General features: G+C 65.5%; 13 protein-coding genes. 11 read left to right on the top strand and 2 right to left on the bottom strand.

What is annotated here, in order from left to right:
- The first annotated feature begins 160 nt into the window (after positions 1-160).
- From sdhC to gltA, 6 genes are all read left to right on the top strand, one after another.
- Positions 161-577: a succinate dehydrogenase, cytochrome b556 subunit gene (gene sdhC / locus HWX87_RS04275; RefSeq protein ID WP_034185792.1), complete on the top strand. Its 417-nt coding sequence runs from the start codon at positions 161-163 to the stop codon at positions 575-577.
- 4 nt (positions 578-581) lie between these two features.
- Complete coding sequence (gene sdhD / locus HWX87_RS04270; protein ID WP_174911332.1) at positions 582-950, top strand: succinate dehydrogenase, hydrophobic membrane anchor protein; 369 nt, start codon at positions 582-584, stop codon at positions 948-950.
- A gap of 3 nt (positions 951-953) precedes the next feature.
- A complete protein-coding gene (gene sdhA, locus HWX87_RS04265) occupies positions 954-2,729 on the top strand; it encodes a succinate dehydrogenase flavoprotein subunit (RefSeq protein WP_176045941.1) in 1,776 nt (591 codons plus the stop codon).
- A 21-nt stretch (positions 2,730-2,750) separates the two neighbouring features.
- Positions 2,751-3,452, top strand: coding sequence for a succinate dehydrogenase iron-sulfur subunit (locus HWX87_RS04260; RefSeq protein WP_006479352.1), 702 nt, complete (start codon positions 2,751-2,753; stop codon positions 3,450-3,452).
- Positions 3,453-3,459: 7 nt separating this feature from the next.
- Entirely contained in the window at positions 3,460-3,732 is a 273-nt protein-coding gene (locus tag HWX87_RS04255) for a succinate dehydrogenase assembly factor 2 (protein ID WP_011355742.1), read from the top strand.
- A 66-nt stretch (positions 3,733-3,798) separates the two neighbouring features.
- Positions 3,799-5,100 (top strand): citrate synthase, encoded by a 1,302-nt coding sequence (gltA, locus tag HWX87_RS04250; protein WP_176045940.1) that lies wholly within the window; start codon positions 3,799-3,801, stop codon positions 5,098-5,100.
- 91 nt (positions 5,101-5,191) lie between these two features.
- On the opposite strand, the gene HWX87_RS04245 is transcribed toward gltA, so the two are convergent.
- Positions 5,192-6,157, bottom strand: coding sequence for an AraC family transcriptional regulator (locus HWX87_RS04245; RefSeq protein ID WP_176045939.1), 966 nt, complete (start codon positions 6,155-6,157; stop codon positions 5,192-5,194).
- 72 nt (positions 6,158-6,229) lie between these two features.
- On the opposite strand from HWX87_RS04245, the gene HWX87_RS04240 reads away from it, so the two are divergent.
- From HWX87_RS04240 to HWX87_RS04220, 5 genes are all read left to right on the top strand, one after another.
- Entirely contained in the window at positions 6,230-6,619 is a 390-nt protein-coding gene (locus tag HWX87_RS04240) for a VOC family protein (protein ID WP_176045938.1), read from the top strand.
- Between the two features lie 110 nt (positions 6,620-6,729).
- Positions 6,730-7,980, top strand: a complete 1,251-nt coding sequence (locus tag HWX87_RS04235; RefSeq protein ID WP_176045937.1) for a DUF1479 domain-containing protein — start codon at positions 6,730-6,732, stop codon at positions 7,978-7,980.
- 209 nt (positions 7,981-8,189) lie between these two features.
- The gene (locus HWX87_RS04230; RefSeq protein ID WP_176045936.1) at positions 8,190-8,948 is read left to right on the top strand and encodes an arginine deiminase family protein; all 759 of its coding nucleotides are present in this window, start codon (positions 8,190-8,192) and stop codon (positions 8,946-8,948) included.
- Between the two features lie 98 nt (positions 8,949-9,046).
- Positions 9,047-9,511, top strand: a complete 465-nt coding sequence (locus tag HWX87_RS04225; RefSeq protein WP_021158710.1) for an Lrp/AsnC family transcriptional regulator — start codon at positions 9,047-9,049, stop codon at positions 9,509-9,511.
- A gap of 102 nt (positions 9,512-9,613) precedes the next feature.
- On the top strand, positions 9,614-11,146 hold the full coding sequence (locus tag HWX87_RS04220; RefSeq protein ID WP_176045935.1) for an amino acid permease: 1,533 nt from the start codon (positions 9,614-9,616) through the stop codon (positions 11,144-11,146).
- Between the two features lie 96 nt (positions 11,147-11,242).
- On the opposite strand, the gene HWX87_RS04215 is transcribed toward HWX87_RS04220, so the two are convergent.
- A complete protein-coding gene (locus tag HWX87_RS04215) occupies positions 11,243-12,157 on the bottom strand; it encodes a LysR family transcriptional regulator (RefSeq protein ID WP_176045934.1) in 915 nt (304 codons plus the stop codon).
- Positions 12,158-12,232: the final 75 nt, after the last annotated feature.

The following is a 12,232-nucleotide window of genomic DNA, read 5'->3' as shown; positions in this document are numbered from 1 at the left end:
GGCTCAAGCCGAGTGCTTCGCGATTCCCACGCTCGCGAAGCACGTTTCGGGCCGCCTTTGTTCTTGTTCGCGCAACTATCCAGAGCAGACTTTCGCTGCAGCGCGATATAAAAAGGCGCTAAAATCGCGGATTAGTGTGACAACATAGTAGGGGTCTAGCATGACTGATGCAGTAAGAAAGCCGAGGCCGGAATACCGGAACATCGGATTCGGCGATATCACGATGAAATATCGCATGCCGCTGGCAGCGATATTGTCGATTCTCCATCGAGTCAGCGGCGCGCTGCTGTTCTTGTTCCTGCCGTTCCTGCTGTTCCTCTTCGACCAGAGCCTGACGTCCGAGCTCAGCTTCGAAGTCTTCAAGGCTTTCCTCTCCAACATCATCGTCAAGCTGATCGTCCTCGCACTGTCGTGGGCCTTCTTCCACCATTTCTGCGCCGGCATTCGCCACCTGCTGATGGACGTCAACCACGACGCCGTCACGAAGGAAGGCGGCAAGCGGACGGCAGTCGTCGTCTTTGTCGTCTCGATCGCCCTGACGATCGCCATGGCACTCAAACTGTTCGGAGCATTCTAAGAAAATGGCAGCCAATAACCGAATCGGCTCGAAGCGCCTCGTCGTCGGCGCTCACTACGGCCTGCGCGACTGGCTTGCGCAGCGCATCACCGCCACGATCATGGCAGTCTACACGGTCATTCTGCTCGCCCTGTTCTTCGGCGCGCACGATTTCTCGTACGAAGGCTGGGCATCGATCTTCGCCGCGCAATGGATGAAGCTCGCCACCTTCGTGATGCTGCTTTCCCTCTTCTACCACGCATGGGTCGGCGTGCGCGACATCTGGATGGACTACGTGAAGCCCGTCGGTGTGCGCCTGCTGCTGCAATCGCTGACCATCGTCTGGCTGCTCGCATGTGCGGGCTACGCCGCGCAGATTCTCTGGAGAGTGTAAAGAATGGCTGCAATCAAATCCAACCTCCCGCGCCGCAAGTTCGACGTGGTGATCGTCGGCGCGGGCGGCTCCGGCTTGCGCGCAGCGCTGCAACTGTCGCGCGCGGGCCTGTCGGTCGGCGTGTTGTCGAAGGTGTTCCCGACGCGTTCGCACACGGTGGCCGCGCAGGGCGGTATCGGTGCATCGCTCGGCAACATGAGCGAAGACAACTGGCACTTCCACTTCTACGACACGATCAAGGGCTCCGACTGGCTCGGCGACCAGGACGCGATCGAATTCATGTGCCGTGAAGCGCCGAACGTCGTGTACGAACTCGAGCACTTCGGCATGCCGTTCGACCGCAACGCGGACGGCACGATCTACCAGCGCCCGTTCGGCGGCCACACCGCGAACTACGGCGAGAAGCCGGTCCAGCGCGCTTGCGCGGCCGCCGACCGTACCGGTCACGCGCTGCTGCACACGCTGTACCAGCAGAACGTCGAAGCGAAGACGCAGTTCTTCGTCGAATGGATGGCGCTCGACCTGATCCGCGACGCGGAAGGCGACGTGCTCGGCGTGACGGCCCTCGAGATGGAGACGGGCGACGTCTACATCATGGAAGGCAAGACGACGCTGTTCGCGACGGGCGGCGCAGGCCGGATCTTCGCGGCATCGACCAACGCGTTCATCAACACCGGCGACGGCCTCGGCATGGCTGCGCGTTCGGGCATCGCGCTGCAGGACATGGAGTTCTGGCAGTTCCACCCGACCGGCGTGGCCGGCGCGGGCGTGCTGATCACCGAAGGCGTGCGCGGCGAAGGCGGTATCCTGCGCAACGCGAACGGCGAGCGTTTCATGGAGCGCTACGCGCCGACGCTGAAGGATCTGGCGCCGCGTGACTTCGTGTCGCGTTCGATGGACCAGGAAATCAAGGAAGGTCGCGGCGTCGGTCCGAACAAGGATCACGTGCTGCTCGACCTGTCGCACATCGGCGCCGAGACGATCATGAAGCGTCTGCCGTCGATCCGCGAAATCGCGCTGAAGTTCGCGAACGTCGACGCGATCAAGGAACCGATCCCGGTCGTTCCGACGATCCATTACCAGATGGGCGGCATCCCGACCAACATCCATGGTCAGGTCGTCGGCACGTCGCGCGATCACAAGGAGCCGGTCAACGGTTTCTACGCAGTGGGCGAATGCTCGTGCGTGTCCGTGCACGGCGCGAACCGCCTCGGCACGAACTCGCTGCTGGACCTCGTGGTGTTCGGCCGTGCGGCCGGCAACCACATCGTTGAGCACGTGAAGAACCAGAAGGAACACAAGCCGCTGCCGGCCGATGCAGGCGAATACTCGCTGGCGCGCCTGGCGAAGCTCGACAAGTCGACCTCGGGCGAATACACGCAGGACGTCGCGAACGACATCCGCGCGACGATGCAGAAGCACGCAGGCGTGTTCCGCACGTCGGCACTGCTGAAGGAAGGCGTCGACCAGATGGCCGGCCTGGCAGCGCGCGTGGAAAACATCCACCTGAAGGACAAGTCGAAGGTGTTCAACACCGCGCGCGTCGAAGCGCTCGAGCTGGAGAACCTGATCGAAGTGGCTCGCGCCACGATGGTGTCGGCGGAAGCACGCAAGGAAAGCCGTGGCGCGCACGCTCACAGCGACTACGAACACCGCGACGACGAAAACTGGCTGCGCCACACGCTGTGGTACAGCGAGGGCGATCGCCTCGACTACAAGCCGGTTCAAATGAAGCCGCTGACGGTCGAATCCGTGCCGCCGAAGCCGCGCACGTTCTAAGCCGAGTCAAAGGAATCCGAAATGGCAAAACGCATTTTTGAAGTCTACCGCTACGATCCGGACAAGGACGCAGCGCCGCGCATGCAGACGTACGAGCTCGAGATCCAGCATGAGCGCATGCTGCTCGACGCACTGGTGAAGCTGAAGGCACTGGACGAGACGCTGTCGTTCCGCCGTTCGTGCCGTGAAGGCGTGTGCGGTTCGGACGCGATGAACATCAACGGCAAGAACGGTCTCGCGTGCCTGACGAACCTGAACGACCTGCCGCAGAAGATCGTGCTGCGTCCGCTGCCGGGCCTGCCCGTCGTGCGCGACCTGATCGTCGACATGACGCACTTCTTCAACCAGTACCACTCGATCAAGCCGTACCTGATCAACGACGCGCCGCCGCCGGAGAAGGAACGCCTCCAGTCGCCGGAAGAGCGCGACGAGCTCGACGGCGTGTACGAGTGCATTCTGTGCGCGAGCTGCTCGACGTCGTGCCCGAGCTTCTGGTGGAACCCGGACAAGTTCGTCGGCCCGGCCGGCCTGCTGCAGGCTTACCGCTTCATCGCGGACAGCCGCGACACGGCTACCGGCGAGCGCCTCGACAACCTGGAAGACCCGTACCGTCTGTTCCGTTGCCACACGATCATGAACTGCGTCGACGTTTGCCCGAAGGGCCTGAACCCGACGAAGGCGATCGGCAAGATCAAGGAACTGATGGTTCGCCGCGCGGTTTAAGGTCGAGATGAGCGACGATTCGCATCAATCCGACCCGCACCGCCGCGCGCGCCTTCGCTGGCGCGCGCGGCGGGGTCTGCTGGAAAACGACATCATCTTCGAGCGTTTCTTCAGCAGATACGAGCATGACCTCACCGATGCAGACGTAGGCGCGTTGTCGCGCCTGCTCGATCTGAGCGACAACGACCTGATGGACTTGCTCCTCGCGCGCAAGGAACCAGAAGGCGACCTAGACAGCCCGGATATTCACCGGCTGTTGGAGATGCTGCGCAACGTGTAACGCCAAGGTGTGACACGTTGTGCCCGTTATCGAATCCCGTTTCTTTATTTCGATTGAGGATGTGCCATGACTCCGTCTGATGTTAAAGCCACGCTATCGTTCAGCGACAACTCGCCGAGCGTCGAACTGCCGATTTACAAGGGCACGATGGGCCCGGACGTAATCGACATCCGCAAGCTGTACGGCCAGACCGGCAAGTTCACGTACGACCCGGGCTTCATGTCGACGGCAGCTTGTAATTCGGCGATCACGTACATCGACGGCGACAAGGGCGAGCTGCTGTACCGCGGCTACCCGATCGACAACCTCGCGCAAAACGCGGACTTCCTCGAGAGCTGCTACCTGCTGCTGAAGGGCGAGCTGCCGAACGAAGCGCAGAAGAAGGAATTCGTCGACACCGTCACGAAGCACACGATGGTGCACGAGCAGATGCACTTCTTCTTCCGTGGCTTCCGCCGCGACGCGCACCCGATGGCGATCCTGGTCGCCGCAGTCGGCGCGCTGTCCGCGTTCTACCACGACTCGCTCGACATCAACGATCCGCGTCATCGTGAAGTGTCGGCGATCCGCATGATCGCGAAGCTGCCGACGCTCGTCGCGATGGCGTACAAGTACAGCATCGGCCAGCCGTTCGTGTATCCGAAGAACTCGCTGTCGTACAGCGCGAACTTCATGCACATGATGTTCTCGAACCCGTGCGAAGAGTACAAGGTCAACGACGTGCTCGTCCGCGCACTCGACCGCATCCTGATCCTGCACGCCGACCACGAGCAGAACGCATCGACGTCGACGGTCCGCCTGGCCGGTTCGTCGGGCGCGAACCCGTTCGCATGTATCGCGGCCGGTATCGCGTGTCTGTGGGGCCCGGCGCACGGTGGTGCGAACGAAGCCGCGCTGAACATGCTCGAGCAGATCGGTTCGCCGGACAACATCCCCGAATTCATCAAGCAGGTGAAGGACAAGAATTCGGGCGTGAAGCTGATGGGCTTCGGCCACCGCGTGTACAAGAACTACGATCCGCGTGCGAAGCTGATGCGCGAAACGTGCTACGAAGTGCTGAACGAACTGGGCCTGCACGACGACCCGCTGTTCAAGCTCGCGATGCAGCTCGAGAAGATCGCACTGGAAGACGAATACTTCGTGTCGCGCAAGCTGTACCCGAACGTCGACTTCTACTCGGGCATCGTCCAGCGCGCGCTGGGCATCCCGACGTCGATGTTCACGTGTATCTTCGCGATGGCACGTACGGTCGGCTGGATCGCACAGTGGAACGAAATGATCGGCGATCCGGAGCAGAAGATCGGCCGTCCGCGTCAGCTGTTCATCGGCGATACGCCGCGCGAAGCGAAGCCGATCAGCGCACGTTAAGTCGTGTGCCGCGCGATCGGCCGGCAGGCCGCTCGCGTCGGGCAAAACGCAACGCCACGACACCCCGACGGGTCCGCCCGTCGGGGTGTTTTCATTGGTGCGCCGGATCGGTGCGGCGCTCCAGCGACGGCGGGCGTGCGTCGAGCGCCGGCGCTTCGTTGTCGGGCGCGTGGCCGTGCCGCAGAAAGAACTGCCGGTATGCGCTGGGCGTCATCCCGCGCGCGGCGAGGAATTGGCGGTTGAAGTTCGCGGTATTCGGAATGCCGCAGCGCGCGGCCACCGTTGCGATCGGCCAGTCGGTGCCGACGAGATGACGGCACGCGTGCGCAAGCCGCAGCCGCTGCACGTAGCGGCCGACGCTTTCGCCGAGATGCCGGACGAACAGGCGCTGCAGCGTGCGCTCGGACAGGTGCGCGGCAGCGGCGAGCGCGTCGATGCGCAGCGGTTCGTGAAAGTGCCGGTCGATCGCGTCGAGCACGCGGTCGAGGCGTTCGGCTTCGGGCGCGGCTGCGTCGACGGACGGTGCGGTGCCGTCTGGCCGGTCGTACGCATGCGCGGTGGCGAGCGGCTCGCCACCGGCTTGCGCGAGATCGGCGAGCGTGTCGAGCGTGGCCGCGAGCCGTGTGCGCGGCGACGGATCGAGCAGCTGCGGCAGTCGTGCGCGCATCGCACGGGCGGCTTCCACGTCGAAACGCAGGCCCGGCGCCGCGCGTCGCAGCAGCGAGCGTAGCGGCGCGTATTCGGGGCAGCAATCTGCCAGCCGCCGTACCCAGTCTCCGTCGAACCAGACGACGAGCGCGACTTCGGGCGCCTCGCGATCGATTCGCGCGTTCGACGACCACGTATGCGGCAGGTTGGGCGGCACGAGCACGAGGTCATCGTCCGCGTAGCGCGCGACGTGATCGCCGATGAAGCGCTGGCCGCAGCTGTTGAGCGTCAGCGTCAGTTCGTACTCGGGATGGCGATGCCATTCGAACGGGATGCGCGCGAGCTGGCGGTGATACACGCGGATCGAACAGCCGGGCGCGAACGTCACGTGCTCGTACTGCGGTTTCATCGCGGCCTCCGGGTGAGGGCGGGCACCGCGCCGTGGCATGATCGAGAGCATTCGTCACGACGGAGCGATGCGATGTTTTCACATGTCTGCGTGGGCGTCAGCGACACCGCGCGCGCCTACGATTTCTACGCGCCGCTGTTTGCGGAACTCGGGCTGCGCCTGAAATTCCGCGAGCCGGACGGCTGGTCGGGCTGGATGCCGGCCGACACGGATCGGCCGCTGTTCTTCTTCGGCCAGCCGTTAGACGGCCGCGCGCCCGAACCCGGCAATGGCCACACGATCGCGTTCGCTGCGCAGACCCGTGCGCACGTCGATCGCTGCCACGCGCTCGCGCTGCGGCATGGCGGCACCTGCGAAGGGCCGCCGGGCCTGCGGCCGGACTATCACCGCGACTACTACGGCGCCTATTTTCGCGATCCGGACGGCAACAAGCTCTGCGTGGTCTGTCATCGCCCGGAGTAACGCGCATTTGTCCGGATTGTATCGATAGTTGGCCGAATAGGGGTGATGGCGGCCCGATGCCGGCCGTACGCTGACAGCACATCACGACACGCTTCAGCGAGGAGACCCCGATGCAACTGACGATTGACGATCTGCCGGCCGCGATCCGCGCGGCGAAACGGGCGCTGCGCGCCGGCCTGCCCGGTTATGCGGCGTCGTTCCGTGAGCTGGAGGGCGACATCGCGCGGCAGGTCGATGCGATCCGCCGTGGGCACGCGTACGGCGATGACGTGATTCCGGTCGTGCCGTTCGCGGATATCGCGGGCGGAACCGTCGATCCCCGCGCGATTGCCGCGATCCGTACGCATGGCGCGGTCGTGATCCGTGGTGTATTCGATGCACGGCAGGCGAGCGACTGGAACGACGAGATCGGCGCGTATCTGGACACGAACCGCTTCGCCGACCGGTTGAATGCGCGCGCGGAAGACCGCTATTTCGGCAATCTCGCATCGGGCAAGCCGCAGATCTACGGCGTCTACTGGTCGAAGCCGCAGGTGGCCGCGCGCCAGTCGCCGGCGCTGACGCAGGCGCGCATGTTCCTGAATCGCCTGTGGCGGCACGCGGATGCCGCACGCATGCATTTCGATCCCGACCAGATACCGGCCTATGCGGACCGGATTCGCCGCCGGCCGCCCGGTTCGTCGTCGCTCGGGCTGTCGCCGCACGTGGACGGCGGCTCCGTCGAGCGCTGGCTCGGCGCGAACTTCCGGCAGGTCTATCGTCACGTGCTGGCCGGCCGCTGGCGCGATTACGATCCGTTCGATGCCGCGTTCCGTCCCGACGTGGAGGAGATTCCGTCGCCGGCCGTGTGCTCGATGTTCCGCACGTTCCAGGGCTGGACCGCACTCACGCCGCAGGGGCCCGGCGACGGCACGCTGCAATTGATCCCGGTCGCGAACGCGATGGCCTATGTCGTGCTGCGCGCGTTGCAGGACGATGTCGCCGACGACGATCTGTGCGGCGCGCGTCCGGGCCGCGCGCTGTCGATCCGGCCCGAATGGCACGCACTGCTGCTCGACGCGCTGGTGCCGATCCCGCACATGGAGCCCGGCGACGCGGTGTTCTGGCACGGCGACGTCGTGCACGCGGTCGAGGATGCACACCGCGGCAGCGGCGACAGCAACGTGATGTACATCGCCGCCGCGCCGGGCTGCGCGAAGAACGACGCGTACCTTCAGCGCCAGCGGTCCGCGTTCCTGCGCGGCGAAAGCCCGCCCGATTTCCCGGCCGATCATTTCGAGGTCGAATTCGACGGGCGCGGCGGGGAGGGCGATCTGACGGCGCTGGGCCGTGCGCAGATGGGGTTCGGGCCCGGCGCGTAACGGCCGCGCCGCGTGAGCAGACGGCCGTTCGCGACGCGGCGAACGGCCGTCTGCCGAATCCGCTGCGTGCCGCGCGCAATTCGACGCAATCGGCTGTCGGCGGAGCCGAAATCGACACGAATTGCGCAATTTGGCTTCCGATAATGGTCCGGACACAACGCCGCTGGCCCTTGCGCCGCAAGGGTGCGGCGCAGATCATGGAGGAGTCGATGCAATTCACGCAAGCGATCGTTCGCCGTCCCGCGCCGTCCTGTGGTGCGGGCCTGACCACCGCCGAACTCGGCGCGCCCGATTACGACAAGACGCTCACCCAGTTCCACGCCTACTGCGAAGCGCTGCGCACGCTCGGCGTCGAACTGACCGAACTGCCGCCGCTGGACGCGTTCCCCGATTCGCACTTCGTCGAGGACACCGCGGTCGTGACGCCGGAATTCGCGGTGATCACGCGACCGGGTGCGCCCGCGCGGCGTGGCGAGACGGCGCACATCGAAGCGGCGCTCGCCGCACATCGCGACCTGCTGCCGATGCAGGACGGCCGTCTCGACGGCGGTGACGTGATGCAGGTCGGCAAGCGCTTCTACATCGGCCTGACGGGCCGCACCGATGCCGACGGCATTGCCGCGTTCGAATCGCTGGTGTCGCGCTACGGCTACTCGGTCGTCGCGGTGCCGGTCGGCGCCGGCCTGCACCTGAAGTCGGTCGTCAACGCGCTCGGCGACGACACGCTGCTCGTGACCGAAGCGCTGGCCGCGCATCCGGCGTTCGCCGACTATCGCCGGATCGCGATCTCGGCCGCCGACGAGTACGCGGGCAACACGCTGCGCGTGAACGGCACGCTGATCACGCCGGCCGGCTATCCGCGCGTCCATGACGCGATCGCGTCGCTCGGCATGCCGCTGCACGTGATCGACACCAGCGAGTTCCGCAAGATGGACGGCGGCCTGACCTGCCTGTCGCTGCGGTTCTAGCCGATTGGCGCGCGGCCGCTTCGGCCGGATAATGTGGCCCCCGCGCGGACAAGGAGACGTTCCGCGCACCAGCCACGATCCGACCGGAGCGAACGCGGATGACCGACAAGAAGATGCAGCTCGACAAGATCGATCTCCGGATCCTCGATATCCTGCGTACCGACGGGCGGATTTCCTACCGGAAGCTGTCCGAGCTCGTGAACCTCACGCCGCGGCCCTGCCAGGCGCGCGTGGAGCGGCTCGAGGCGCTCGGCGTGATCGAGGGCTACCGCGCGGTGATCAAGGCGCCGCGCGCGACCAAGCCGATCGTCGTGATCGCGCAGATCGTGCTGGCCGACCACGGACGGTCGCAGGCGCCGTTCGAGGACGAAATGCGCGCGAATCCGGCGGTGCTCGATTGCTGGCTCGTCAGCGGCACGTTCGATTTTCTCGTGCGGCTCGCGTGCGAGGATCTCGACGAGTACCGGCGGATCGCGAACGTGTGGCTGGAAAGCCCGCGGTTCCGGATCGAGAAGATCGTGACAACAGCCGAACTGCAGGCGATCAAGCGCAGCGTCGTGTGATGCGGCCGGCCGGGCAGGGCCGGTTTCGAGGCGAATGACCGGGCCAGTCGATTTGGAATCCGAATCAAATCGGCTGGCTCGAATCCAATCAGGGTGAACACTATGGATGCTATGCAAGCGGCAGCGGAGACGGCGGCGCCGTCCGGGACGACGCTCAAGCGCCGTCTGCAGGGCCGTCACATCGCGATGATCGCGATCGGCGGATCGATCGGCACGGGGCTGTTCGTCGCGTCGGGCGCGTCGGTCGCGCAGGCGGGGCCGGGCGGTGCGATCGCCGCGTATATCGCGATCGGGCTGATGGTGTACTTCGTCGTCACGGGCCTCGGCGAGATGGCCGCACTGATGCCGGTATCGGGTTCGTTTGCGATCTACGGCGAGAAGTACGTCGACGAAGGCTTCGGCGTCGCGCTCGGCTGGACCTACTGGTACAGCTGGGCCGTGACGATCGCGATCGAGCTGGTCGCCGCGCAGATCGTGATGCGCTACTGGTTTCCGGCCATACCCGGCATCTGGTGGGGCGCGGGCTTCCTCGTGCTGATTTTCCTGCTGAATACGCTGTCGGTGCGTGGCTTCGGTGAATCGGAATACTGGTTCTCGCTGATCAAGGTCGTCACCGTGGTCGCGTTCATCGCGGCCGGGCTGCTGATCGCCGCCGGCCTGATCGGGAACGGGCATCCGGTCGGCTTGCGTAACTTCACGACGGGCGATGCGCCGTTCGTCGGCGGCGTGCACGCGATGATGAGCGTCGCGCTGATCGCGGGTTTCTCGTTTCTCGGCACCGAGCTGGTCGGGATCACGGCCGGCGAATCGGAAAATCCGCGCAAGACGATCCCGCGCGCGGTGAAGCAGATCTTCTGGCGGATCATGCTGTTCTACGTGTTCGCGATCTTCGTGATCGGCCTGCTGGTGCCGTACACCGACCCGAACCTGCTGAAGAGCGACGTGACCGACATCGGCGTAAGCCCGTTCACGCTGGTGTTCAGCCATGCGGGTTTCCGGCTTGCAGCCGGCGCGATGAATCTCGTGATCCTGACGGCCGTGCTGTCGGCCGGCAACTCCGGCACCTACGCGGCGACGCGAATGCTGTACAACCTTGCGGCGGAAGGGCGCGCGCCGGCGATGTTCGCGACGCTGTCGCCGGGCGGCGTGCCGCGCAACGCGCTGTATGCGACGATGGCCGTCGGCGGGCTGTGCTTCCTTACGTCGCTGACCAACAACCAGGGCATCTATCTGTGGCTGCTGAACACGGTCGGCATCACGGGCTTCATCGCGTGGCTCGGCATCGCGGTGTGCCATTACCGGTTCCGCAAGGGGTTCCTGAAGCAGGGCTACCGGCTCGACCAACTGCCGTACCGCGCGAAATGGTTCCCGTTCGGGCCGCTGTTCGCGATCGCGATCTGCATCGTGATCTCGCTCGGGCAGGATTACCAGGCGTTCTTCGCGGCGCGCATCGACTGGATGGAAGTGCTGTCGATCTACGTGTGGATTCCGCTGTTCGTCGCGATCTGGTGGGCGTACCGTCGTGCGCGCAAGAGCCGGCTCGTGCGCTACGAGGAGATGGACATCGGGCCGTGGCTGACGCGTTCGGTCGAGGCCGTCGATGCGACGGCCTCGCAGCACGGGCACCCGCACTGACTGTCCGGCACTGAAAGCGCGGCAACGGAAGCCGGTCGTGTCGTACGGCCGGCTTCGCCGCGGCGGCCAGCGCGCGGCGACGCGCGCAAACCGCGCTCAATGCACGTGCTGCAATTGCTCCTTCATGAAGTCCACCCACGCACGCACTTTCTGCGGCACGTGCCGCGTCGCGACGTACAGCGCGTAGACGTTCTGCTGCGGAAACCGGAAGGCGGGCAGCGCATCGACCAGTGCGCCGCTGTCGAGATCGTCGCGCACGAGCCATTCGGGCAGCAGCGCAACGCCGCTGCCCTGGCGCGCGAGTTCACGCAACACCGATGCATTGTCGACGACGACGCGAGGCTTCGTGGCCGGTCGAAACGCATGTTGGTTGCCCGCGCGATCGGTGAGCGTCCATTTGGCGATCCGCTCGAGCCGGCTGTGGCCGAGTTGCGGCAGGCGGGCGAGGTCGCCGGGCGACGCCGGTTGCGGGAGTCCGGCCTTCGCCGGCAGGTCGGGCGCCATCACGGCGAGCACGTCGTAGGTGGCAAGGCAGGCGCCGCGATAGGGCAGGTCGCGAAAGTGCTCGTGGCGTCCGAGCCGGATCGCGACGTCGAAGCGGTCGCGCACGAGATCGGCCTGCGACGTATGCGTTTCGAGCCGCACGCGTAACGCGGGATGCCGCGCGGTGAACGCATGCAGCATTGGTGCCAGGACGCGCGCCGCATACTCGACCGTCGACGTCAGGCGCAGGATGCCCTGCATTCCGCCATGCTCGCCGCGCACCTCGTCGATCGCGCCCTCGGCTGCTTCGAGCACGTGCAGGCAGCGCTGGTAGAAGCGCTCGCCAGCATCGGTCAGCTCGACACGCCGGGTCGTCCGCGTGAGCAGCGTGACGCCGAGCTCGGTTTCGAGCTGCTTCACGTTGAAGCTGACGGCCGCCCGCGCCTGGTTCAGCGCGGTTGCGGCGGCCGTGAACGAACCGGCTTCGACCACGGCACGGAATACGGCGAAACGATCGAGGCTCACCATGGTTGGGGCGTGGGTCCTGTCTATGCGTTGGATCGCTCGAAGGGTACCCGAATGTGCGTCCGCGTGCGGCATGCG

This window comes from Burkholderia sp. BCC1644 (genome assembly GCF_902833225.1).
In the GTDB taxonomy this organism is placed as follows: Bacteria; Pseudomonadota; Gammaproteobacteria; order Burkholderiales; family Burkholderiaceae; genus Burkholderia.
The sequence above is the reverse complement of the archived record's forward strand: the minus strand, read 5'-3'. Positions and strand labels throughout refer to the sequence as shown.